The organism is Mesocryomonas lacus, assembly GCF_055730135.2.
The window spans coordinates 136,771-160,514 of the sequence record NZ_JBUZWE020000007.1; the positions used below are offsets into that span (position 1 = coordinate 136,771).

General features: G+C 69.1%; 15 protein-coding genes. 2 read left to right on the forward strand and 13 right to left on the reverse strand.

Features of this window, described 5'->3' with window-relative positions:
* Positions 1 to 27 precede the first annotated feature (27 nt).
* The 7 genes from trxA to ahcY form a co-directional block, all read right to left on the reverse strand.
* Entirely contained in the window at positions 28 to 351 is a 324-nt protein-coding gene (trxA, locus tag ACZLZY_RS12995) for a thioredoxin (protein ID WP_472934341.1), read from the reverse strand.
* A 56-nt stretch (positions 352 to 407) separates the two neighbouring features.
* Positions 408 to 4,103, reverse strand: a complete 3,696-nt coding sequence (gene addA / locus ACZLZY_RS13000) for a double-strand break repair helicase AddA (RefSeq protein ID WP_472934342.1) — start codon at positions 4,101 to 4,103, stop codon at positions 408 to 410.
* Entirely contained in the window at positions 4,100 to 7,258 is a 3,159-nt protein-coding gene (gene addB / locus ACZLZY_RS13005) for a double-strand break repair protein AddB (protein WP_472934343.1), read from the reverse strand. The genes addA and addB overlap by 4 nt, the downstream gene beginning before the upstream one ends.
* A 257-nt stretch (positions 7,259 to 7,515) precedes the next feature.
* Complete coding sequence (locus ACZLZY_RS13010; protein WP_472934344.1) at positions 7,516 to 8,262, reverse strand: nucleotidyltransferase family protein; 747 nt, start codon at positions 8,260 to 8,262, stop codon at positions 7,516 to 7,518.
* A 17-nt stretch (positions 8,263 to 8,279) separates the two neighbouring features.
* Entirely contained in the window at positions 8,280 to 9,806 is a 1,527-nt protein-coding gene (gene tsaE / locus ACZLZY_RS13015) for a tRNA (adenosine(37)-N6)-threonylcarbamoyltransferase complex ATPase subunit type 1 TsaE (RefSeq protein WP_472934345.1), read from the reverse strand.
* Positions 9,803 to 12,376 (reverse strand): PAS domain-containing sensor histidine kinase, encoded by a 2,574-nt coding sequence (locus ACZLZY_RS13020; RefSeq protein WP_472934346.1) that lies wholly within the window; start codon positions 12,374 to 12,376, stop codon positions 9,803 to 9,805. The genes tsaE and ACZLZY_RS13020 overlap by 4 nt, the downstream gene beginning before the upstream one ends.
* 228 nt (positions 12,377 to 12,604) lie before the next feature.
* Complete coding sequence (gene ahcY, locus ACZLZY_RS13025; protein ID WP_472934347.1) at positions 12,605 to 14,005, reverse strand: adenosylhomocysteinase; 1,401 nt, start codon at positions 14,003 to 14,005, stop codon at positions 12,605 to 12,607.
* Between the two features lie 247 nt (positions 14,006 to 14,252).
* On the opposite strand from ahcY, the gene ACZLZY_RS13030 reads away from it, so the two are divergent.
* Positions 14,253 to 15,980 carry an aq_1923 C-terminal domain gene (locus tag ACZLZY_RS13030; RefSeq protein WP_472934348.1) on the forward strand — a complete coding sequence of 576 codons (1,728 nt, stop codon included), beginning with the start codon at positions 14,253 to 14,255 and terminating at the stop codon, positions 15,978 to 15,980.
* A gap of 643 nt (positions 15,981 to 16,623) precedes the next feature.
* On the opposite strand, the gene ACZLZY_RS13035 is transcribed toward ACZLZY_RS13030, so the two are convergent.
* The 6 genes from ACZLZY_RS13035 to ACZLZY_RS13060 all read right to left on the reverse strand — a co-directional run bounded on the left by ACZLZY_RS13035 (position 16,624) and on the right by ACZLZY_RS13060 (position 21,658).
* Positions 16,624 to 16,953, reverse strand: coding sequence for an HPr family phosphocarrier protein (locus ACZLZY_RS13035; protein ID WP_472934349.1), 330 nt, complete (start codon positions 16,951 to 16,953; stop codon positions 16,624 to 16,626).
* 8 nt (positions 16,954 to 16,961) lie between these two features.
* Positions 16,962 to 17,363 carry a PTS sugar transporter subunit IIA gene (locus ACZLZY_RS13040; protein ID WP_472934350.1) on the reverse strand — a complete coding sequence of 134 codons (402 nt, stop codon included), beginning with the start codon at positions 17,361 to 17,363 and terminating at the stop codon, positions 16,962 to 16,964.
* 388 nt (positions 17,364 to 17,751) lie between these two features.
* On the reverse strand, positions 17,752 to 18,222 hold the full coding sequence (locus ACZLZY_RS13045; protein WP_472934351.1) for an HPr kinase/phosphorylase: 471 nt from the start codon (positions 18,220 to 18,222) through the stop codon (positions 17,752 to 17,754).
* On the reverse strand, positions 18,219 to 19,931 hold the full coding sequence (locus ACZLZY_RS13050) for a sensor histidine kinase (RefSeq protein WP_472934460.1): 1,713 nt from the start codon (positions 19,929 to 19,931) through the stop codon (positions 18,219 to 18,221). The genes ACZLZY_RS13045 and ACZLZY_RS13050 overlap by 4 nt, the downstream gene beginning before the upstream one ends.
* Positions 19,932 to 20,170: 239 nt before the next feature.
* Entirely contained in the window at positions 20,171 to 20,869 is a 699-nt protein-coding gene (locus ACZLZY_RS13055; protein ID WP_472934352.1) for a response regulator, read from the reverse strand.
* 309 nt (positions 20,870 to 21,178) lie between these two features.
* Positions 21,179 to 21,658 carry a pyridoxamine 5'-phosphate oxidase family protein gene (locus tag ACZLZY_RS13060; protein ID WP_472934353.1) on the reverse strand — a complete coding sequence of 160 codons (480 nt, stop codon included), beginning with the start codon at positions 21,656 to 21,658 and terminating at the stop codon, positions 21,179 to 21,181.
* A 349-nt stretch (positions 21,659 to 22,007) separates the two neighbouring features.
* Here ACZLZY_RS13060 and ACZLZY_RS13065 point away from each other — a divergent pair, with 349 nt between their 5' ends.
* Entirely contained in the window at positions 22,008 to 23,618 is a 1,611-nt protein-coding gene (locus ACZLZY_RS13065) for a phosphoenolpyruvate carboxykinase (RefSeq protein ID WP_472934354.1), read from the forward strand.
* Positions 23,619 to 23,744: the final 126 nt, after the last annotated feature.

Here is a 23,744-nt window from a genome sequence, read left to right on the forward strand (position 1 = left end):
TGATTCACGTGAAACAGTGTGCGCGGATCAGGCCGCGGAGGCGGTCTTGATCCAGTCGAGGAGCTTCGACTTGGCGGCGGCGCCGACCTGGACGGAGGCGGGTTCGCCGTTCTTAAAAAGCATCAGCGTCGGGATCGAGCGCACGCCGAACTGGGCGGCAATGTCCGGGTTCTCGTCGATGTTCAGCTTCACGATGTCGACCGAATCGAGCTCATCCGAGATTTCCTCGAGGCTCGGGCCGATCATCTTGCAGGGGCCGCACCACTCGGCCCAGAAGTCGACGACCACTGGGCGCGAGGCCTCCAGGACGTCGGACTTGAAGTTGCTGCTGTCGATCTTCTTGGTGGCCATGGAAGGCTCCTCACGGTGGTGTCAGAACTGATAGCTATGGGGCCGGATCGGGTAAATCAAGCGACGTCGGGCAATGCTTGACGGTCCGTTCCCGTTCCCGCAACGGCGGCGCGGCGCTGCATTGCCGCCGCCATCGCTTCCGCGGGAACGTCGATAAGGACGGGGGCCTCGGTGAACAGCAGGCCGGCGCGGATCTCGGCGCCGGGATAGAGCGGCGCGAGCAGGCTGCGGTAGAGCGCGAGCTGCAGCACATAGGCCGGCGGCACCTCGGCGAGCGAGGCCGGCGGTGGCCGGTTGGTCTTGTAGTCGATGATGTGGACGACGCCGTCCGCGACCGCCAGCCGGTCGATCGTGCCGGTGACGGCATAGCGGCGTTGACCGGATGAGCCAGACGAGCTGAGCTCATCAGGCTCGCCGGGCGAGCTGGGCGAGCTAAGCTCACCGGGCACGCCGAGCACCAGCGTGCCGGAGACCGCGACCTCGGCGCGGCTGCCCGCGGCGAAGAGCGGCGCGAAGGCGGGATCCATGAGGACGGCGAGCACCGACTGGACGATCGCATCGCGCTCGCGCGGGGAGAAGTCCGGGGCGGCCTGGACGAGGTAGCGGTGCGCGGCCGCGGCGTGGTCGCCGGCCGGCAGATCCGGCAGGACCTGCAGCAGCCGGTGGATGACGAGGCCGCGACGGATGGCGAAGGACGGCAGCGCGCCGCCCGACAGGACCGGCGAGACGTAGCCGGTAGCAGGCGCCAAGGCAGGGGTGTCGTCGGTCTCCAGCCGGTGCGCCTCGCCGGCGGAGGAGGGCGAGAGCGGGCGCGGCGCCAGCGCCTCCGGCGGCAGCGGCGAGAGGTCGATCGGCCGCGGCGCCAAGGTCTCGGCGATATCAGCCGCGCGCTTGCCACCCGGCGCGATCCCGCCATGGCGCCAGGCGAGGATCGTGCCGCCGGCATCGCGGACTTCCTCCGACCCCGGCCGCAGCGCCGCCTCGACGCGCTGCAGCCAGCTTTCCTCGTGCGGGCCGCGGGTGCCAGCGGTGCCGCAGACGACCAGGCGGTCGGCGGCGCGGGTCAGGCCGACATAGAGAAGGCGCCGGTATTCCTCGCCGGCCAGCCGCTTCTCCTCTTCCTTCAGCGCCAGCACGTGGCCGTTCTCGAGCGACTTGTCGGCGCGCCAGAGAAAACCCGGCGCCTGTCCGGGGAAGAGGCCGGGCATGTCCGGCCAGGCGATCAGCCGGGCGCCGTGCGCGTGGCTGAACGGCGCCGAGCCAGGATCGACCAGGAAGACCACGGGCGCCTCAAGCCCCTTGGAGGCGTGCGTGGTCATGATCCGCACCTCGCTCTTGCCGTGCTCCATCTCGCGCTTGATCTCTGGCGGCGAGGCCGCGAGATCGGCGAGGAAGGCGTCGAGGCCGGGCTGGCCGGCCTCCTCCTCGGCGAGCGCGAGGTCGAGGAAGGCGTCGATCACCTCGCCGGCATCGCGCCCCAGCCGGGCGGTCAGCGCCGCGCGGCCGCCCTCGGGGCCGAGCAGGCGGGCGTAGAAGGCGAAGACGCTCTCGAAGCCGGCGCGGTCGCGCAGCGTCTCCAGCCGGGTGAAGGCCGCGCGCGCCTTGGCGAGGAAAGCCTCGGTCTCGGTGTCGGCGATGACGTCGGGCACGCGGGCAAGGTCGTCCGGCCCGGCGAGACGGCGAAGGCCGAGATAGAGCGGCTCGGCCGAGTCGCGCGACAGGGCCAGCCCCATCAGCTCGTCGTCGGAAAAGCCGAAAAGCGGGCTCTTCAGGACGGCGGCGAGCGACAGCTCGTCCTCGGCATTGGCGACGGTGCGCCCGAGCGCCATCAGGTCCTGGATGGCGATGTGGTCGGTGATCACCAGCCGGTCGGCGCCGGCGACGGGAATGCCGGCGTCCCTCAGCGCCTTGCCCATCGCCTCGACGAAGCCCGAACGCTTGCGCACCAGCACCAGCACGTCGCCGGCCCCGATCGGCCGGGTGACGCCCTTCACCGTGACGGGGTCGCCCAGCCAGTCGGCAATGGTTGCGGCGATGCGGCGGGCGAGGCGGTTCGACGGCGAGGATTGCGGCTGCACGTCGACGGCCCGCAGCCAGTCGTCCGGCTCCGGGCTCGGCTCGGCCTGCACCACCGGCCAGACCTCGACGAGGCCCGGCTCCTCGCCGCGCGCCGAGGCGTGCACCGGCGCCTCGTCGCCGGAGGAGAGGCCGACGCGGTTGGCGGGGTCGGCGAAGACCCGGTCGACGGCGGCCAGAACCGCTGCGGCCGAGCGGAAGGACTGGTGCAACTGCACCTCGGCGAAGGCCTGCTGCGCCGCCATCGCCCGCGCGCCGAGCCGCCGCCGCTCATCGGCGAACATCTCCGGCGACGCGCCCTGGAACGAGTAGATCGACTGCTTCTCGTCGCCGACGGCGAACACCGTGCGCAGCACGTTGCGGGCGGAGGGGCCGGTGAAGAACTCCTCGACCAGCGAGCGCATCACCTGCCATTGCCGCGGGCTGGTGTCCTGCGCCTCGTCGATCAGCACGTGGTCGATGCCCTGGTCAAGCTTGAAATGCACCCAGTCCGAGGCTTCCGAGCGCGACAGGAGGTCGGCGGTGCGCACGATGAGGTCCTCGAAGTCGAGCCGGCCACGCCGGCGCTTGAGGCTCGCATAGTCCGCCTCCAGCCGGTCGGCGATGGTGAGCGCGGCGGCGCTCGCCTCGGCCAGCCGCAGCGTGGTCAGCCGGTCGTCGAGGTCGAGGATGTGCTCGACAAGGAGGGCCAGGCGCTCGGCGAAATCCGGGATCTTGTCCGTTACCGCCTTGGTGGCGACGCTCGAGGGCTTCAGCGGGTCGCCGTCCTTCTTCAGGCAGAGCGCCTTCAGCGCGGCGAGATGCGCCACCGGCGTCTCGGCGGCCTCGAGATCGGTGAGCTTCTGGACGAGCTTATGGTCGGTCGCCTTGCTGCTCGCCATTCCCAGCGCCAACAGCTCCTCGCGAAAAGACGGGTCGAAGCCCGGCGCGTCTCCGGCGGCGGCGAGGAGGCTGTCGGCATTCTCGTCGCGCCGGGTGCCGAGGGCGGCATAGAGCCGGTCGATCGCCGCATCGACGCCGCCAGCCTCGGTGATGTGCCGGCGGATGCCGTCGCGCTTCGAGACGATCTCCGAGATCAGCTGGTCCAGCCCGAACTCGCCGCCGACCGACAGCGCGGTCGCGAAAGCCTCGCCGAGCCGTCGGCGCTCCTCTGCGGTGTGATCTCCGGCGCCGGTGATCAGGAGCCGGCGCGCCTCTGCGAGCAGCAGCGCGCTGGTCGGCCCGTCCATCACCTCGAAATGGCCGGGGACGTTCGCCTCCAGCGGAAACTGGTGCAGGATCGCCTCGCAGAAGGCGTGGATGGTCTGGATCTTCAGCCCGCCCGGCGTCTCCAACGCCTCGGCGAAGAGTTTTCGCGCGTCGGCGATTTCGGCGTCCGAGGGCGGGCGGCCGACGAGGCGCGTCAGCTCGCGGGCGAGCGCATCGCGCGGCGCCGTTGCCCAGCCGGACAGGCGCTGGAAGACGCGGTTCGACATCTCGGCGGCCGCCGCCTTGGTGTAGGTCAGGCACAGGATCTTCGACGGCGGCGCCTTGGCCAGCAGCAGCCGGACGACCCGCTCGGTCAGCACATGCGTCTTGCCGGAGCCGGCATTGGCGGCGACGAAGACCGAGCTGACGGGATCGGAGGCGTGGCGCTGCGCCTCCTCGGTGCGCGGCGAGACCTGGAAGGCGGTCATTCGGCATCCTCTGCAAGCTCGGAGCCGCCATCGGCGCCAATCGACCATTCGCGCGCGCGGGCGAGATGGTCGTAGGGGCCGGAGAAATCGCCGGCGAGGAAGGGCCGCGGCCGCGAGACGAAGCCGCGGTCGGGGTCCTGATAGGCGGCGACCAGCCCGCGAAAGCGCAGCAGCGCCTCGTCCGACAGGCTGTCGCCGGTGGTCTCGGTGCCCGTGGCGCGGTCGGTGTGGCGCAGACTCTCCTGGTAGAGCTCGCGCTCGCGCAGGCGGACATAGAGAAGGTCGGAGACCGATGTCACCGGGCCTTGCGTCGCCTCGAAGGCGCCGAGCCGCGCCATCGCGCCTTCCAGCGGCAGCTGCGGGGCGAGCAGCGTGCGCGCTTGCTTCACCGAGGGGCTGGTGCCGGTCTTGAAGTCGATGATCTCGATCGAGCCGTCCTCCATCACGTCAATCCGGTCGGCAAAGCCCGACAGCGTGGTGTCGATGTCCTCGAAGGTCACCCGCCCGCGCGCTTCCTCGAACCGACGCACGACGCGCGGCGCGCGGCCCCGTTCCCAGACGATATAGTTCGCAGCCAGCGCCAGCATGCGCGGCCACCAGATCGCCTCGGTCTCGGGCGGCAACGATTCCGCCAGGAATTTTTCCTCAGCGATCGCGATCAGCTCGGCCTCGGCATGCTCGTCGGCGGGGTCGATCTGCCGGAAGACGAACTCGGCGAGGATCGCGTGGTAGAGATTGCCGCGGTCGGCCGCGCCGGGATCGCGCATCAGCTCGGGCATCGGCTCCAGCCGCAGGATCTTGCGGGCGTGGATCGCATAGGGGTCGCGGATCAGCGTCTCGACCTCGGTGATCGAGTAGCGGCGCGGCCGGGCGGCGAGCGGCGGCTTCGGCTCGGGGCGCTGCACCCGTTCCACCTCGGTGACGCCGTCGAGGCGGCGGGCGTGCTGGAGATAGGCCGTGCCCTCGGCGCGCAGCCGGGCTGCGCCGTCCGGGCCCGCCAGCGTCAGGAGGCGCTGCACCCAGCGCGAGGCGATGGCGGGCGCGCCGCCGGCCCGCTGCGCGCGGGTCAGCACGACGCGCCGCGCGCCCATCGCCATGGTGAAGTCGTGCGCGGCAAGGCCGATCCGCCGCTCCGGCGGGTCGAGCGCGATCTCCGCCCGCATCAGCCGCGAGAGAAAGGCGTCGGATGTCGCGCGCGACGGCCAGGTGCCCTCGTTGAGGCCGCCGAGCACCATGGTGTCGACATGCTGCAGCCGCGCCTCCAGCGTGCCCCAGACGAAGGCGCGCGCCGACAGGCCGCCGCGCGGCCGCACCGATTCACCCGCCATCAGCGCCGCCATCACGTCGGGCAGTTCCGAGGGCGCGAAGTCGAAGCCGGTGGCGGGGCACGCGACGAGGCCCGACAGGAAGGCGACGAGGCTGGCGCCCGCCTCCTCGCGGTAGAGCTCGGAGGCATCGCCCTCGGCATCGGCGGCGAGCGCCTCCAGCGCCTCGGTCAGCGCCCGCGCGAAGACGCCGATCTCGGCCGGCGCCTTGCCGCGCAGGTCGGTGAGCGGTTTCAGCGCCGCCTCGAGCCGGAGCGCGACGGCCTCGGCGAGGTCCCGGTCCTCGTCCGGCACCAACCGTACGGGCCGCGCGACGCGGGCGTTTTCGGTCTCGATCGCCGTGCGGGCATCGGTGAACAGTTTTGCCATGGTGGCGGCATCGGCGAAGCCGACGGTGCCGCGGAGCGCGATCAGCTCGATCGCGCGGGCGGCACGCCGGGCGGCACCCGGCTTCTGCCCGAGCCGCAGCAGCGGGTGCTTCAGGAGGCCGACGAGGGCGATCGGATCGCCCGGCTGCAACGCCACCGCGACGGCCAGCGAGAGCAGCGTGCCCGGCGGCGTCGCGCCGAGCGGGCGGCCGGCAGAATCATTGGCCTCGATGCCGAAGCGGCGCAGCTCGGCGACGACGCGGCGGGCAAGGCTCCGGTCGGGCGTCGTCAGCGCGACGGTGCTGTTCTCCGCCGACAGCGCGTCGCGCATGGCGCAGGCGATCGCCAGCGCCTCCTCGCGCTCGTCGACCGCCTCGACCAGCGCGATGTCGTCGAGGGCTTCTGCGGGATGGCGGGCGGTCTCCTCGCCGAAGAGGTCTGTGTTCTCTGCCACCGACCAGAGGTCCGTGGTCTCGGCAGGGCGCAGCGCGTTGGAGACGAAGGCCTCGCGCAGCGCCAGCTTGTCGCCGTCGGCGGGGGCGATGTGGTCGACCGCCTCGCGCGGCACGAGGAGCCCGGTCAGGATGCGTTTCAGGCCGTATTGCGGATGGCCGGGTGCGGTGCCCGACGTGCCGGGCGCGGCGCCGAGCCGGATCGCGTCGAAGCCGCGGTCCTCCAGGTGCCGGTCGAGGCCGGGGAGGACCACGGCGCCGTTCGACAGGTTGACGATGGCGCGCATCAGCGCGATGGTTGCGGGCGCGGCGGCGGTCGAGCCGGCGAGGATCACCGGGCCGGCGGAGCCCTCGCGGGCGAGCCGCTCGGCCTCGCGCCGCAGCCAGTCGTTGCGCGCGCCGGCCTCGTCGACGACGCCGCGCTGGCGCAGGATTTCCGGCCAGTGCTCGGTGAGGATGTTAAGGAAGGTCAGCGTCAGCTGCCACCAGTGCGCCAGCCGGTCCGGCGCGAGCGCCGAAAGGCCGGCAAGGCTGGTGCTTTCGTTCTCGGCCTCGTCGAGCAGGCTGCAGAGATCGGCGGCGAGCCAGAGCGCATCCGAGGCCGAGGCCGGCAGCACGACGTCCTCGCCGTCGAGCACCCGCAGCGCGTCGGCATTGAGGCTCGCCTTCCACTGCCGGACGAAGCGCGCGACCAGCATGCGCCGCTCCAGGGCGCCGATGGTGGGCAGAAGGCCCACCGCTTCCGGGGTCTCGAACAGCGCGCCGGGGCCTTCCTCGCCGATCAGCCGGATCGCCGGCAGGATCGCCGCGCGGCCGCCGAGCGCGCGCACGAATTCGGTGGCGAGGGTGCGCGCGGCGCGGCGCGTCGGCACGTAGATGGTGATGCCGGCCAGCGCCAGCGGATCGTCCGGCGGCGCCGCGCCGCGGAGCACGCGCCCATCCAGCACCGCCTCCGCCAGCGTCTTCAGGAAGGGCAGGCCCGGGGCGATCGACAGGAGATTGGCTGACATGGCCTGAGCCTACAGCCTTGCCGTGCGATTCGCAGCAGGGGGCGACGGGGAGGTTTGAGGCTAGCCGATCTCCCCACTTGAGGGGGAGATGCCCGGCAGGGCAGAGGGGGGCACGCTGCCGCGGCATCCACCGGCCCAGCTGCCACGACAGTCCAAGCGTGACACCTTATGGCGCCCCCCTCTGCCTGCCGGCATCTCCCCCTCTAGGGGGGAGATCAGCATGTTGCTAAGCCGCGCCCGTTCGCACAGCGTGCCGCCTAAGCCGCGCTGGCGCTGGCACTGGCGGTGAAGGTCGCCTCGGCCTCGGCGATGGCGCCGGGGGTGCCGACGGTCAGCCAGAGGCCGTCGAGGCGGGTGCCGAACAGGCGGTCGGCCTCGATCGCCTGGTCGAAGATGCGGTTGAGCGAGAACTTCTCCTCCTTCATGCCGGCAAAGGACGAGGGCTTCAGGATCGCCGCGCCGGCATAGATGAAGGGCGACATGTCCCGCTCGCCGACGCGGGCGAGGCGGCCCTCGACGTCCATGGTGAAGTCGCCCTTGCCGTCGTAGCCGGTGGCCTGGCGCATGTCGGCGATGAGGAGCGACACGTCCATGCGGGCGGGGTCCCAGAGGTCGGTCATCAGGTCGAGATTGTCGCGGTAGCCATCGATCCAGAACGTGTCGGAATTGACCACGAAGAACGGGTCCTCGCCGATCAGCGGCAGCGCGCGCACGATGCCGCCGCCCGATTCCAGCAGCGTGTCGGTCTCGTCGGAGATGACGATCTCCATGTCCTTGCGGCGGCGCAGATGCGCGCGCATGAGGTCGGCGAGGTAGTGGACGTTGACGACGACCTTCTCGACGCCGTTGCGGGCGAGCGCATCGAGCCCGTAGTCGATGAGGGCCCGGCCGCGGATCTCGACCAGCGGCTTCGGAATGGTCGAGGTGATCGGCCGCATGCGTTTGCCGAGGCCGGCGGCGAGCACCATGGCGGTCTTCGGGCGGAATTTTTCGCGTGGCGTCATGGTCTGGCCTTTGTCGGTCAGCGGGACCCCGGCGGACGGCCGACGATGCCCCATTCCTGGTAGAGATGGCGGAGCGCGGCGAGCGAGGGATGCCCGAGCGTCCTGTCTAGATAGGTCTTAAGCCGCGGTATGTGACGCAGATATTGCGGTTTTCCGTCGCGTTCGTCGAGACGCACGAAAATGCCGAGGATTTTCGACGCCCGCTGCGCCGCCATGATGGCATAGGCGCGCTCGAAGCCTTCCTGGTCGAACGGTCCTTGCGCCTTGCGCGCGGCGACATAGGCCGCCGTCAGCCGCATCTCGAGTTCGGCGGGGATGTCGACGCGCGCATCCTGTGCCAGCGAGGCGAGGTCGTAGGCGGCGGGGCCGATCATCGCATCCTGGAAGTCGATGAGGCCGATCCGGTCGGTCCCGGTCCTGTCGCCGCGCCAGATGATGTTGGGCGAGTGGACGTCGCGCAACAGAAGGCTCGGCTCGGCATCGCGCAGCAGGTCGAAGAGGTCGCGCCAGACCGCGACATAATCGGCCCGCTCGGCCTCGGTCGGCGGCGTGCCGCGGCTACGCTTCACGTACCAGTCGAGCAGCAGCTCGGTCTCGATGGCCATCGCGCTGCGGTCGAAGTCGGGGACGTGGTGGACGATGCCGTCCGCCGCCGGCATGGCGGGATCCCAGGTCCGGGCGTGGAGCGCGGCCAGCGTCAGCGCGGTCGCCTCGTAGCGCTCGGCGATCGGCCGGCCCTCGCCGTCGAGCGGGGTGTCGTCGCCGAGATGCTCCAGGAGCACGAAGCCGGCGTCGAGGTCGCAAGCGTAAACCTCGGGCGCGGTGAAGCCGTTGGCCCTCAAGGCGCGGGCGATCGCGACGAAGGGCGTGACGTCCTCGGAGATGTGGGCGATCCGCGCATAGGTCAGGCCGTTCCGCACCGGCAGCCCTTGGCTCACGCGCGGCGCGTCCATCAGGATGGCGGTCGTGCCGGCGCGCTGCACGGTCTCGTAGCGGCGTGCCGAGGCGTCGCCGAAGAAGCGGCGGCGGCTGTCGGCTGTCGGCACCTGCGCATTGAGGAAGGCACGCAAGGCTAAGCTGCGCCGGACCCGCGCCATGGTCGCGGGCGCGCCGGAAAGCTGCGCGGTGCGCCCGTCGCCGTCGGTCTCGAGCCGCACCTCCAGCGTCGCCCGCGCCAGAACCTCGGCGGCGCGCTCGGGCCATTCGCAGACGACGATGCCGGTCTCGGCCGCTTCGTCGAAGCCGAGCTCGGCGAGCTCCGAGCCGTCGCCGAGACGGTAGAGATCGATATGCGCGATCGGCGGGTCCGTCTCGTAGACCTGCACCAGCGTGTAGGTGGGCGAGGGCACCTCGAAGTCGGGATCGTCGGCAGCCACGCGGATCATCGCGCGCGCCAGCGTCGACTTGCCGGCGCCGAGATCGCCGGACAGCGCCACGACGTCGCCGGCGCGGAGCGCCAAGATCAGGTCCTCGCCGAGCCTTTTCGTGGCGGCCTCGTCGGCCAGTGACAGGGTCACGAGGGTGTCGGTCGCAGCATCCATCATTCGGCCGCCAGATCGATGGCCCGGTCGGCGACGGGGAAGCGGCAGATCACGGTGGTGCCGCCGTTCTCAGAGGATTCGATGTCGATCGAGCCCTTGTGCAGCTCGAGGAAGCTCTTGACGATCGACAGGCCGAGGCCCGCGCCGGAGCTGCGGCCGCCGACGGGGTCGGACTCGAAGCGCTCGAAGATCCGGGCGATCTGGTCGGGGGCGATGCCCGGGCCCTCGTCGCGCACCAGGAACGCGACGGCGCCGGGCTCGCGCACGGCTTTGAGGCCGATGGTCGAGCCGGCTGGCGCGAAGTTGGCGGCGTTGGACAGGAGGTTGAAGAGGATCTGGGTGACCCGGTGCTCGTCGGCGCGCAGCGTCGCCCCGGCGCCGGCGACGTCCACCGCGATCTTGATGTCGTTCTCCTTCAGCCGGTCGCGGATCGCTTCGGCGGCCTTCTCCGCGGTCTCGGCGATGTCGACGTCGGTCATCTCGAGGTCCATCGTCCCCGCGTCGATCGAGGCGAGGTCGAGGATGTCGTTGACGATGGTCATTAGCGAGGCCGTCGAGACCGAGATGTAGTCGAGATATTCGCTCTGGCGCGCCGTCAGCGGGCCGGTCTCGGTCGAGCGCAACAGCGCGGAGAAGCCGATGATGTTGGTCAGCGGCGAGCGCAGCTCGTAGTTCACGTGCTTGACGAAGTCGGTCTTGATGCGGTCGGCGACCTCCAGCGCGTCGTTGCGCTCGCGCAGCATCAGCTCGGCCCGGCGGGCGTCGGAGATGTCGGCGAAGGTCAGCATGGTCTGGCCGTTCGGCAGCGGCACGATGCCGTAGCTGGCGACGCGGCCGTCGGCGAAGACGAACTCGCCCGCCGTCGCCGTGCGCGCGCCCTCGTCGAAGGCGGTGACCGCCTGGCAGAATTCCGGCCAGCCGACGCCGTCCTCGCCGTCCTCGGCGCGGCGGATCGGCGTCGAGGTGGTCTTCGACAGCGTCTTGATGTGCGGCTTGGCGGACAGGAACTCGTCGGAAAGGCCCCAGAGCTCGCCGAAAGCCGGGTTCGACAGACGCAGCTTGCCGTCCTGGCCGAACACCGCCACCGCCTCGTTGAGGAAGTCGAGCGTCTCGCCCTGCAGGCGGACCAGCGCGTTGAGCCGGCTCTCCAGCTCGAGCTTTTCGGTGAGGTCCTCGAACACCCAGGTGGCGCCGCCTTGCGGCTGGGGGCTGGCGAAGATGCGCAGCGTGCGGCCATCGGCGAGGTGCCAGAGCAGTTCGGTCGGCTCGGTCGCGCGGTAGGCGGCCATGATCTCGGCCTTGACGTCGCGCAGCGGCCGGTCTTCCGGCAGCGTGCCGCGCGAGCGCAGCTGGTCCATCATGGCGACATGGTCGGGCGCGGTGTCGAGATAGGTGCCGGCAAGGTCGAACAGCCGCTGGAAGGCGGAGTTGTAGTAGATCAGCTGGGTCTTGTCGTCGAAGCGGGCGACGGCCGTCGTCAGGTGGTCGAGCGTCTCGGAATGGCTCTTGATCGTCTGCTTCAATTCCATCCGGACCGCCTCGGTCTCGGAGATGTCGGTGGCGACACCCGCCGAGCCGAGCGGCCCCGCGGCGTCCACCACGCTGAAATTGCGCCGGTCGGCGTCGACGACGGTCGAGATGCGGTCGGCAAAGACGCCCTTGGTCTCGACCGCCGCGGCGATGGCGCCCCGGTCGGTCTCGGTCAGGAACTCGATCTGGCGGTCCACCGCGTCGGCGACGCCGGTGGCATCGACCGCGCCGGCATAGGCGCGGTTCACCCAGACCAGCCGCCGCTCGCGGTCGCGCAGCCAGACCGGCATGTCCAGCGCATCGCAGAGCCGCTGCATGGTCTCGATCGTGGCGATCACCCGCGCATGCTCGACCTGCAGCCGCGTCAGCTCCTCGCGCACCCCGAACAGCGGCGTGAAGCGGACGACCGCGAGCGCGCCATGGGTACGGCCCACCGCCTCGACCGGCTGGCCTTCGCTGTCGGCAAGCGTCATCTTGAAGGCTTCCGCCTTGCCCTTCAGCCGCTCGATCGCCGCGTCGAGCCGCACCGCGGTCTCGCGCGGCAGCCAGTCGGTGAAGGCGAGGAAGCGGCGGTTGTCGGCGGGGGCGCCGGTGGCGGCGGGCAGAGTGCCGAGCACTTCGGGCTGGCCGTTGCCGGCATAGATGACGACGCGCTGGTCGTCGCCGGCGAGCAATGCCGCCCGCTTGTCCGCCTCGAAGCTCCGTTCGGCCAGCGCGGCGCGGAGCGTGCCGTTCTCGGCGATGACGAGGGAGCGCTGCCGGATCAGCCAGACGGCGATCAGCATGGCGGCCCCGACCGAGAGCGCGAACAGCGCGAGGTAGAGCATGTCGTTCGGCGCCACCGCGATGCCGAGGCTCTCCTCCATGCTCTGCGCCCGGGCGGCGGTCGCGGTCAGCGCGAGGCCGATGGCAGCACCCAGCGCGCAGCCTCTGCGGGAAAGCGGCAGCCGCGCCCAACGGGCCGCAGCCCTAGCCGTTCGGGGCGTCGGTCGTCCGGCGTCCGCGGCATGTCTCGAGCCGGTCAATCGCATGATCGAAGGCATACCCTCGTCCTTCGCAGTCGCATTGGAATGGGAGGGGCCGTGGCCCCGTCGCTGCGGACGGCGTCCCTTCCGGTCCCGCGCGATTCGAGCAACCTAACCCCAACGCGAATCTGGGCAAAGCATGCGAAGGCGCTGACACGCAAAAAGAAAGGCCGCCGGGAGGGTTGCTCGCCGGCGGCCTTTCTGAATCGGGAAATCCGAAGAGACCCTGATGGTCTCTGCTGGACCCTAGTAGCGGTAGTGCTCGGCCTTGAACGGGCCCTGCGGCGTCACGCCGATGTAGGCGGCCTGCTCTTCGCTGAGCTCGGTGAGATTGGCGCCGAGCTTGGCGAGGTGGAGGCGGGCGACCTTCTCGTCGAGGTGCTTCGGCAGCACGTAGACCTCGTTGCCGTACTTCTCACCCTTGGTGAACAGCTCGATCTGCGCCAGCGTCTGGTTGGTGAACGAGGCCGACATCACGAAGGACGGGTGGCCGGTGGCGTTGCCGAGGTTCAAGAGGCGACCTTCCGACAAGAGCAGGATGCGCTTGCCGTCGGGGAAGTGGATCATGTCCACCTGCGGCTTGATGTTCGTCCACTTCATGTTGCGCAGCGAGAGCACTTCGATCTCGTTGTCGAAATGGCCGATATTGCCGAGGATCACCATGTCCTTCATCAGGCGCATGGTGGCGAGCGTCACCACGTCCTTGTTGCCGGTGGTGGTGATGATGATGTCGGCGGTCGGCGCCGCATCCTCGAGGCGGACGACCTCGAAGCCGTCCATCGCCGCCTGCAGCGCGCAGATCGGATCGACCTCGGTCACCTTGACGCGGGCGCCGGCGCCCTGGAGCGAAGCGGCCGAGCCCTTGCCGACGTCGCCATAGCCGCAGACGATCGCGACCTTGCCGGCCATCATCACGTCGGTGGCGCGGCGGATGCCGTCGACCAGGCTCTCTTTGCAGCCGTACTTGTTGTCGAACTTCGACTTGGTGACGCTGTCGTTGACGTTGATCGCCGGGAACGGCAGCAGGCCCTTCTTCTGCAGCTGGTACAGCCGGTTGACGCCGGTCGTGGTCTCTTCGGTGACGCCCTTGATGGCGTCGCGCTGCTTGGTGAAGAAGCCGGGGCTGGCGGCCATACGCTTCTTGATCTGCGCGACGAAGATCTCTTCTTCCTCATTGCCGGGGCTGGACAGGACATCCTCGCCGGCCTCGGCGCGGGCGCCGGTGAGGATGTACATCGTCGCGTCGCCGCCATCGTCGAGGATCATGTTGGTGAGACCGCCATCGGTCCACTGGAAGATCCTGTCGGTGTAGTCCCAGTATTCGGTGAGGCTCTCGCCCTTGACGGCGAAGACCGGGGTGCCGGTCGCGGCGATCGCGGCGGCGGCGTGGTCCTGGGTGGAGAAGATGTTGCAGGAGGCCCAGCGGACCTCGGCGCCGAGCGCCTGCAGCGTCTCGATCAGCACGGCGGTCTGGATGGTCATGTGCAGCGAGCCGGTGATGCGGGCACCCGTCAGCGGCTTGTCCGAACCGAACTCCTCGCGGCAGGACATGAGGCCGGGCATCTCGGTCTCGGCGATCTCGATTTCCTTGCGGCCCCACGAGGCGAGCTCGGGATCCCTGATGACGTAGTCCTGGGCGAATGCCATGGGAAAGTCCTTCCTGAAGAGAATGAGGGAGGGCCTCGGCCCTCTGCGTCCAGCGAATGCGGGGAGGGGCGCGGGGCCTCCAATGCGCGGCCGTCGAGGGCCGTGGCGTCCGCCATGGTGTACCAGCCGGCCCAGATCGACACAAGCGGATATAAGCATTTCTTTATATGGCATCCTGAACCAATCCCTTTCACGCCACCGGAAAAACCGGCTATCGTCGCCGTCACCGCTGCCTGGAGATCCCCGAATGTCCCGTCCGACCCATCGCGCCCTTCGCCATCTGGCGCTCTCCGGCTGCTGCGCTGCAGCGCTCGTCGTCGGGCAGGCGCCGGCGCGTGCCCAAGGGGCGGGTGCCGAGGCGCTCGGCGCGATGGCGCCGCTGGCCGGCCTTGCGGGCGCGCCGGATCTCAGCTTCTCGCAATGGCTGCTGCCCTATGCCCCGATGATCTTCGACGTGGTCGTCACTTTCGGCCGCAGCGCCGCGGTGATCACCTACCAGTCGCGCGGCTACGATCCCGTCACCCGCGACTTCGTCGTGTCGGGCCTGAAGATCGGGCGGGCGGGCGTCGACGTCGCCGTCGACCGCATCCGGATCAACGCCGAGAACCAGCTTTACGAGGGCATCTCGGTCGACACCCGCGCGATCCCTATGGATGCCGAGGCGCGCGATACGCTGGAAAAGCTGGATTCCGAGGTCATCCGCGGCGACATCGTCGCGTCCGTCGATGCCGATGTCGGCTCCGCCACCTACGATGTCGACGTTGAGGCGACGTTCCGCAACATCGGTGCCTTGAGCCTTGCCGCCAAGGTCGAGGGGTTCCACGTCCTGGTGCCGCTGGACGAGGTCGCTGCCGATCTCGAGGGCCCGCCGATGACAGATGGCGAGATGCCCGCCGAGCCGGTGCCGGCGAGCGATGCGCCGGTGGTCGTCGGCAAGCTGCACAGCGCGACGCTGCGCTACGACGATGCGGGCCTCACCGCCGTCGGCTTCGGGATCGCCGCCGAGGCGCAGAACCTCACGGCCGGCCAGCTGCAAGGGGCGATCGCCACCATGCTGACGCCGATGATCTCCAGCCTGTTCCAGGACATGCCGGGCGGCGCCAGCCCGGCGCTGATGGAGCGGGCGGTCGGCTGGTCCGGCGCGCTGCAGACCTATCTCGCCAAGCCCGAGCACATCGAGATCCGCTTCCAGCCGGAAGCGCCTTTCGACCTCGGACGGATCAAGCCGGGCGTGCAGCTCGACGAGCCGATGATCCTCGCCCTCAACCCGTCGGTTTCAGCCGAGGCGAGCGAGCGGACGGCGCTGGTCGATCCGGCATCGGGCCAGGCGGCCGGCACCGCCGCCGGCCTTGTCGACATGCCGCTGGCGCGGCGGCTGGTCGAGGGCGTCGGCCTTCCGCAGGACGTCCGCCGCGGCGTCGCGCTGGCGCTGTCCGACATCGCCGCCGGCAAGCCGGAAGCCTCGGCCATCGTCGTGCGCGGCATCGTGCTCGACCCGGATTCTGCGGTGACGCCCGACAGCGCCGCCTCGTCCTACGTGCTGCTGCTCTTGGCCAAGGCGCAAGGCGAGGCCGTGCCGGACGCGATCCTCGGCGCCGTCCGCGCCCAGCTGACGCCGGAACAGGTCGCCGCCGGCGAGCAGGCGGCGCTGTCGCAATGGCAGGCCGGCGCCGGCGCCGACCAGGTGACGGAGGAGAAGTCGGTGATCGCGGCACGCGACTGGAGCGGGCTGCGCAACCTCGCCTTCGACTATTACGAGGGCGCCGGCGTGCCGCGCAACCTGACGCGCGCCTACGCCTTCGCCAGCGTGGCGGCGGCCGGCGGCGACCGGCTCGCCACGACGCTGCGCAACGACTTGCTCACCGGCTTGCGAGACAAGCGCCTGGCCTTCTCCCCCACCGCCGCGCGCAGCGATGCCGACGCGATGTGGCAGGCGATCCTTGCCGCCGGCGGGACGGCGAAGCCGGCGCAGTAAGGGGCGCAGGTTCCGAGGCTGAGAAGGCTTGAGTGCCGCGCGCTGTCGCCAAGCCGAAGGCCGTAAGCGCTGACGTTTCGTCATCCTCGCGCGTCAGCGCGGGGACCCATGCCGAGGCGGCGGAGCCGGTTTCGTCTAAAGAGGCGGGCGCCGGTTTGTAGCCGTAGCGGTTATGGATGCGGAGAGGCATGGGTCCCCGCGCGATGCGCGAGGATGACGACCGCCTTAGCTTTGCGCCGTTCACGAGCGGGCGACCGCCGCGCCTTCGCGGGGCCAAGTCGCTTAGTTGAAGAATGCGCTTGTTCCGGGGCCCAGAAGGCTCAGCTCCCACGAGCCGTCTCCAAGCTGAAAGCCGTAAGCGCCTAACGTTCGTCATCCTCGCGCGTCAGCGCGGGGACCCATGCCGAGGCGGCGGAGACAGGTTCGTCGCAGGAGGGGCGCTGGTTTGTAGCCGTGGCGGTTATGGATGCGGAGAGGCATGGGTCCCCGCGCGATGCGCGAGGATGACGACCGCCTTAGGTTTGCGCCGTTCACCGGCGGGCGACCGCCGAGCCTTGCGGTGACCAGTCCCGGAGGTTTTCGCATCCTGCGCTGCTGGTGAGGATGCCGATCTGCGAGCTATCCGTCTCTTCGCTCTCGCGGCTTACGCCTCTTCGCCGAACTTGTCGGCGACGAGGCGGGCGATGGCGTTGAGGGCGGCTTCCGCCTCGCGGCCGCTGGCCTCGACTTCGATGGTGGAGCCGAGGCCGGCGGCGAGCATCATCAGGCCCATGATCGACTGGCCACCGACGCTGAGGCCGTCGCGGCTGACCTTGAGTTCGGCGTCGAAAGTTTCGGCGAGTTGCACGAAGCGCGCCGAGGCCCTGGCGTGCAGGCCGCGCTTGTTGACGATCGCGAGCTGGCGGTGCAGCGGCTCGCTTAGAAGGGCGTTTGCGTCTTCGCTGTCGACCGCGCGATTGTCCTCACCCGTCATGGCTGGCCTCATTTGCCGCTGAGAATGCGGCTGGCGACGTTGATGTATTTCCGGCCTGCCTCCTGCGCGATGCGCAGGGCGTCGGTGATCGACTGGTCCTGCCGGACGCTCGCGAGCTTGATCAGCATCGGCAGGTTCATGCCGGCGAGGACGTCGACATTCGTGCCGTCCATGACCGAGATCGCAAGATTCGAGGGCGTGCCGCCGAACATGTCGGTGACGATGATCACGCCGGCGCCGCGGTCGGCGCGGGCGACGGCTTCGACGATGTCGTTGCGCCGCTGCTCCATGTCGTCCTCGGGGCCGATCGAGATGGTCTCGAAAGCCTCCTGCGGGCCGACGACGTGTTCGACCGCCAGCTTGAACTCCCGGGCGAGCTGCCCATGGGTCACGAGTACCAGTCCGATCATGCCGGTACGACTCCGCCGGTCAGGCCGGTCGCTTCCGTGGTACAGCGGCGGCGACCGCCGGAGCCTGTGGCCGTGCCGGCCCGCAAGGTCAAACTCGGCAGCATCGCGCCATCGCGGTTGGGAAGGGGAACAAGGGACGCACTCCGCACTGCTTGCGACGGTATCCACGGACGATGCCATCCGGCATCGGTTCCGTGACGGGCCACACGGCGTGGACCCGGCCAAAACGTCGAGTGACCATGCACCAGGAACGGGGTGGCTCGCAATGCTGCACGGCACACATCTCCATGAACCAGTCTGGACTGTGTCTCAAAAACGGCGGTTCTGGCCTTGCTGCCCAAGATTCACCGGAGGTCAGCCAAGCATCTCGAAGAATAGCGCCCTATCCTTAACCCGGAATGCTGTTCTGGCGCTGTCCACCCGCGCACCAGAGCAGGCTGTGCAGGATGTCGGCGCCGAGCGCGGCTTGCCGGGCCGATAGCGTGATGCGCCAGAGGGCGATGCCGGCAATCTCGGTGGTCTTCGTTTCCGGCATCCGCTCGATCGCCTCGGGTGCCGCGAGCTCGACGACAAGGTGGAGCCGGACCCGCTCGATCGATGCGGTCTCGACGATGCCGACGCCGGAAATCTCGATCAGCCCGCGGATCGACGGTGGCGCGACCGCTTCCACCCCGCCGCCGGCGGTCTCGATGAAGACCTGGTCGTCCGAGACCAGAGCAGCCTCGCGCCCGAGGAGTTCCGCCCGCCGCAGCAGCGAGAGCGCCAGCGAAGACTTGCCGCTGCGCGATGCGCCGCGGATCAAGATGCCCTGGCCCGAGATGGCGACGACGGTGGCGTGGAGGTTGACCGGCGGGCTCATGCGGCCGGCAGCCGGACGGTGAAGCGGGCGCCGAGGAGCTGGCCTTCGGCGCGGGGGTCGGGAATGTTCTCCGCCTGGAGTGAGCCGCCATGCGCCTCGACGATCTGCAGCGAGATCGACAGGCCGAGCCCGGAATTCTGGCCGAAAGCCTCGCTTGAGGGACGGTCGGTGTAGAAGCGCTCGAAGATCCGCTCGATCTTCTCGGCCTGGATGCCCGGCCCGTTGTCCTCGATGGTGACGACGACCTGCAGGCCGCGCCGTTCGATCGAGACGAGGATGCGGCCCCCCTCGGGCGGCACGAAGGAGCGGGCATTGTCGATGAGGTTGGTGAAGACCTGGCCGAGCCGCAGGTCGTGGCCGGCGACGGCGTAGCCTCGTCCCTGCACCGGCGGCGCCACCTTGAGGGTGATCTGGGTGTCCCAGCCCTCCTTGGTGTGGGCGCGGGCGCCGTCGACCACCGAGCCGATGAGGCTCGACAGCTCGACCCGGCCGACCACTTCGCGCGCCAGCTCGGCATCGAGGCGGGATGCGTCGGAAATGTCGGTGATCAGCCGGTCGAGGCGGCGAACGTCGTGCTCGATGACCGCGAGCAGGCGCTGCTTCGACACCTCGTTGCGGGCGAGCGGCAAGGTCTCGACCGCCGATCTGAGCGAGGTCAGCGGGTTCTTCAGCTCGTGGCTGACGTCGGCGGCAAAGCTCTCGATCGCGTCCATCCGCTTGTAGAGCGCATTGGTCATGTCGCGCAGCGCGCTGGCGAGATTGCCGACCTCGTCGGCGCGGTCGCCGAAGTCCGGGATCTCCTCGCGCGACTGGACGCCGCGCTTGACGCGGAGTGCCGCCGCAGCAAGGCGCCTGAGCGGCGTCGCGATGGTCGAGGCGAGGAGGATCGACAGCACCACGGTGACAAGGGCGGCGACGGCGAAGACGCGGATGATCGCCATGCGCTCGGCCTGGACGATCTTGTCGATGTCGCCGCCTTGCGTCGAGAGGAGGAGCACGCCGAGCACCGCGCGAAAACGCTGGATCGGCACGGCGACGGAGACGATGAGCTCGCCCTTGTCGGTGACCCTGACGACGGTGGCGGGGCCACCGGTCAGGGCGTTCATCACCTCGGGATAGGTCGTGCCGGAACCGCCGGGCGTCTCGGAATAGAGCGGCAGGTCGCTGCGCTGGAAAAGGTCCTGCAGCCAGCTGACCATTCGCTCGGGCACGCTCGGCTCCTCGTCGGCGACGGGCGGCAGGTCGTAGCGCAGGATCTGGCCGCGGGAATAAAGGTGGCGCGAATCGAGGATCAGGTTGGCGTCGCGGTCGTAGAGACGGGCGCGGGTCCGGGTCGGCGAGATCAGCCGGCGCAGGAGCGGCGCGACACGCTCCGGGTTGATCGGAAAGTCGAGGCTGTCGGCCGAATCCATCCCCGGCTGCAAGGTGGAGCCGGCCTGCAGCTCCAGAAGCTTTTCGGGGTCGAGGGTGATCGAATTGGTCTCGACCGTCGCCGAAGAAGCAATGGCGCTGGCGATGATCTCGCCTTGCGTCAAAAGGCTCTCGACGCGGGCATCGATCAGCCCGGCGCGGAACTGGTTGAGGTAGAGGATGCCCGAGACCTGGACGATCAGCGCGACAAGGTTGAGGAAGACGATGCGCCGGGTCAGCGAGGAGAAGATGGAGTGGCCGAGCAGCCAGCGGGCCCGCGTCAGGCCCCGCCGCACCATCGGCAACCGGCGCAGCCGCGTGCGGCCGAGCGCGCCGAAACGCCGCCGCCGCGTCGCCCCGTTGTCCCGCCCGGCATTGTTGCTTCCGCCATCGCCCTCAGCGTCTGCGACCATTCGAGTTCAGCTCATCCGTTCGGGGCCGTCGAGGCCATGCCGGGTCGATTCGCGCCGACCGCGCCGCCGTGCCCCGGTCATGCGTCAAGGAGCCACCGTCACGGTGATTCCCGACGCCAGCTCTATCAGACCTCGCGGAACCTGTAGCCCACACCATAGAGCGTTTCGATCATGTCGAAGTCGTCGTCGATCGCCTTGAACTTCTTGCGCAGCCGCTTGATGTGGCTGTCGATGGTGCGGTCGTCGACATAGACCTGCTCGTCATAGGCCGCGTCCATCAGCGCGTCGCGGCTCTTGACCACGCCCGGGCGCTGGGCGAGCGAATGCAGGATGAGGAACTCGGTGACGGTCAGCGTCACCGGCTGGCCCATCCAGGTCGAGGTGTGCCGCTCCTGGTCCATGACCAGCTGGCCGCGCTCCAGCGAGGCCTCCGGCACCGGGCCGGTCTTGGCGGTCTCGCGCGCCACGCCGCGGCGCAGGATCGCCCGCACCCGCTCGACCAGAAGGCGCTGGGAGAAGGGTTTGCGGATGTAGTCGTCGGCGCCCATTTTCAGCCCGAAGAGCTCGTCGATCTCCTCGTCCTTCGAGGTCAGGAAGATCACCGGCAAGTCGGACTTCATGCGCAGGCGGCGGAGCAGCTCCATGCCGTCCATGCGCGGCATCTTGATATCGAAGATCGCAAGGTTGGGCGGGCGCGAGGTAAGCCCCTCCAGCGCTGAGGCGCCGTCGGTATAGGTCTCGACGCGGTATCCCTCGTTCTCCAGGGCGATCGACACGGACGTCAGGATGTTCCTGTCGTCGTCCACCAGAGCGATTGTCGGCATCGAAAAACTCTCCTCGTCGTCGTGTGCCGGCGGGCCGATGGTCCGCGACGGCAAAAGCGCGCGGCCAGGCCGCAGCGGAAACAAACCTTGGTCACCCCGCGCTAGCCCAGGGGCTGTTGCCGCGGCGGCCGACTTGCCTTCACGCGACATCATTCGCTCTTAAATGTGGCGGCCGGCTGAAATTGCCAGTTTCTGGGGCTTTCAGCCGTCGAAAGCGGCTTTCCGGCGGGAAGTGGCACGGCTTAAAACGACAAACGGCGGCTCCGGGGAGCCGCCGCAGAATATGTGCGCAGGCGCGCAGGTCCGGGTTTAGAGGTCGACCTTCTTGTACTCGGTGGTGTCCGGCCGGTCCTTCGAGCCGAGATAGGCTTTCGCGAACTCCCAGGCCTGCTCGACCTTGCTGGCCTTCACGTCCCAGAGTTCGGCCTGGTCGGGGTCGATCACCAGTACCACGACGCTCGGATCCTCCTTGCCCTGCGGCATCCAGGCCTCGGCCTCGGAGTCCCAGATCTTCTCCACCAGTGCGCGGTCGGAGGAGATGCGCGCGGTGCCGGAGACCGAGACATACTTGCCATGCTTCGAGAAGGTCAGCGCCACGCCGTTGTCGGCCTCGATCTCCTCGACCTTGTGCGACTCGCGGTCGGTCAGGAAGAGGATCTCACGGCGCTCTTGCGAGACCCGCGGCGCCATCGGGCGCGCCCGGAGCTGGCCGCCATTGCGGGTGACGACCATGCAGGTATCGAAGTCGTCGACCATGTCCCAGAAAGCGTCGGTGGTGTTCGTGGTCATATCGGATCCTTTTTCACTCTGTAAAAATGCCGGCGGCGTCCTGGCCGGCTGCTGGCCCTTGCGGGCAGCCTCCCTGCCGGGCCGCTTCCCCACTCAAATGCCGGAAAGAGCAAAAGGTGCCGTCGACCGCTCAACTCCGTAGCTTCCACGGTCAGGCAAGAGAACATTGCCGGCACGGCAGTCAATGAACCGATTAGATTTTGGCGGCCCAACATTAAATCGATTAATACTCTGAGTTCATTGGACAATCAGAGAAAGGCGGCTTGCTCAACATGATGCAGCGCAGTATTGACTGGAGCACTTGATCGTGACCTGCCGGGGCGGGGAGCGCAGACGAAGGAGTGACGGCATGGACGAGATCGGGCTGCGCAACCGCGCCAAAGGGCTGGACACCACGGGACTGACCGACCTCGCCTCGGTGCGGTGGAATCTGACGGAGGTCGAGCTGACCGAGACCGCGATCCGTCGCGGCGAAGGCGAGTTCACCGCCCATGGCGCGCTGGTGGTCACCACCGGCCAGCACACCGGCCGGTCCGCCAAGGACAAGTTCGTCGTCCGCGACGAACACACCGATCCGGTGATCTGGTGGGATAACAACAAGCCGATGGAGCCCGAGGCCTTCGAGCGCCTCTACGACGACTTCAAGGCGCATGCCAAGGGCCGCGACCTCTTCGTGCAGGATCTCGTCGGCGGCGCCGACCCCGACTATGCGATCTCGACCCGCGTCGTGACGGAATATGCCTGGCACGCCTTGTTCATCCGCAACCTCCTGATCCGCCCGACGCGCGAGGCGCTGCAGAGCTTCGATCCCGAGCTGACGATCATCGACCTGCCGTCCTTCCGCGCCGACCCCGAGCGGCACGGCGCGCGGACCGAGACGATCATCGCCTGCGACCTGACCCGCAAGATCATCCTGATCGGCGGCACCTCCTATGGCGGCGAGATGAAGAAGTCGGTGTTCACCGTCCTCAACTATCTCCTCCCCGCCAAGGGCGTGATGCCGATGCACTGCTCGGCCAATTCCGGCGAGGGCGACGACGTCGCGGTGTTCTTCGGCCTGTCCGGCACCGGCAAGACGACGCTCTCGGCCGATCCGAAGCGCACGCTAATCGGCGATGACGAGCATGGCTGGGGCGAGCATGGGGTCTTCAACTTCGAGGGCGGCTGCTACGCCAAGACGATCAAGCTCTCGGCCGAGGCGGAGCCGGAGATCTTTGCGACGACGCGCAAGTTCGGCACGGTGCTGGAGAACGTCGTGCTCGACGCCGACCGCGTGCCCGATTTCGACGACAAGTCGCTGACCGAGAACACCCGCGCCGCCTATCCCTTGCACTTCATTCCGAACGCCAGCGAGAGCGGCCGGGCGGGCCATCCGAAGAACATCATCATGCTGACGGCGGATGCCTTCGGCGTGCTGCCGCCGATCGCCAAGCTGACCTCCGCCGAGGCGATGTACCACTTCCTGTCCGGCTATACCGCGAAGGTCGCCGGTACCGAGAAGGGCGTCACCGAGCCGGAAGCGACGTTCTCGACCTGCTTCGGCGCGCCCTTCATGCCGCGTCACCCGTCGGAATACGGCAACCTCCTGCGCGACCTCATCGGCAAGCATGGCGTCGACTGCTGGCTGGTCAACACCGGCTGGACCGGCGGCGCCTACGGCACCGGCAACCGCATGCCGATCAAGGTCACGCGGGCGCTGCTCGCCGCCGCGCTCGATGGCTCGTTGAAGGATGCCGAGTTCCGTACCGACCCCTCCTTCGGCTTCCAGGTGCCGGTGGCCGTCGAGGGCGTCGACGCCGGCATTCTCGACCCGCGCTCGACCTGGGCCGACAAGGCCGCCTACGACCGGCAGGCCGCCAAGCTCGTCGAGATGTTCCGCGCCAATTTCGGGAAGTTCGAGGCGCATGTCGGCAGCGACGTGCTCGAGGCCTCGCCGATCTCGGCGCTCGCCGCCGAATAGGCGCGCCACCCCCTGCTCTGGGAGGGCAGGCCCGCGATCACCGTTCGGGAGAGCGGCGGTCGCGGGCCTTTTTGTTTTCCGGCCTGGCGCTTGCCAGGCGCAGGCGCCGCGGGCACATGGGGCGGG

Excerpts from the sequence above, each read along its gene's own strand:
- ACZLZY_RS13055 (WP_472934352.1), bottom strand. The coding sequence starts at position 20,869 with ATGCCGACAATCGCTCTGGTGGACGACGACAGGAACATCCTGACGTCC.
- ACZLZY_RS13065 (WP_472934354.1), top strand. The coding sequence starts at position 22,008 with ATGGACGAGATCGGGCTGCGCAACCGCGCCAAAGGGCTGGACACCACG.
- ACZLZY_RS13030 (WP_472934348.1), top strand. The coding sequence starts at position 14,253 with ATGTCCCGTCCGACCCATCGCGCCCTTCGCCATCTGGCGCTCTCCGGC.
- ACZLZY_RS13045 (WP_472934351.1), bottom strand. The coding sequence starts at position 18,222 with ATGAGCCCGCCGGTCAACCTCCACGCCACCGTCGTCGCCATCTCGGGC.
- trxA (WP_472934341.1), bottom strand. The coding sequence starts at position 351 with ATGGCCACCAAGAAGATCGACAGCAGCAACTTCAAGTCCGACGTCCTG.
- ACZLZY_RS13010 (WP_472934344.1), bottom strand. The coding sequence starts at position 8,262 with ATGACGCCACGCGAAAAATTCCGCCCGAAGACCGCCATGGTGCTCGCC.
- ACZLZY_RS13060 (WP_472934353.1), bottom strand. The coding sequence starts at position 21,658 with ATGACCACGAACACCACCGACGCTTTCTGGGACATGGTCGACGACTTC.
- ACZLZY_RS13050 (WP_472934460.1), bottom strand. The coding sequence starts at position 19,931 with ATGGTGCGGCGGGGCCTGACGCGGGCCCGCTGGCTGCTCGGCCACTCC.
- addA (WP_472934342.1), bottom strand. The coding sequence starts at position 4,103 with ATGACCGCCTTCCAGGTCTCGCCGCGCACCGAGGAGGCGCAGCGCCAC.
- addB (WP_472934343.1), bottom strand. The coding sequence starts at position 7,258 with ATGTCAGCCAATCTCCTGTCGATCGCCCCGGGCCTGCCCTTCCTGAAG.
- tsaE (WP_472934345.1), bottom strand. The coding sequence starts at position 9,806 with ATGATGGATGCTGCGACCGACACCCTCGTGACCCTGTCACTGGCCGAC.
- ACZLZY_RS13040 (WP_472934350.1), bottom strand. The coding sequence starts at position 17,363 with ATGATCGGACTGGTACTCGTGACCCATGGGCAGCTCGCCCGGGAGTTC.
- ACZLZY_RS13020 (WP_472934346.1), bottom strand. The coding sequence starts at position 12,376 with ATGCCTTCGATCATGCGATTGACCGGCTCGAGACATGCCGCGGACGCC.
- ACZLZY_RS13035 (WP_472934349.1), bottom strand. The coding sequence starts at position 16,953 with ATGACGGGTGAGGACAATCGCGCGGTCGACAGCGAAGACGCAAACGCC.
- ahcY (WP_472934347.1), bottom strand. The coding sequence starts at position 14,005 with ATGGCATTCGCCCAGGACTACGTCATCAGGGATCCCGAGCTCGCCTCG.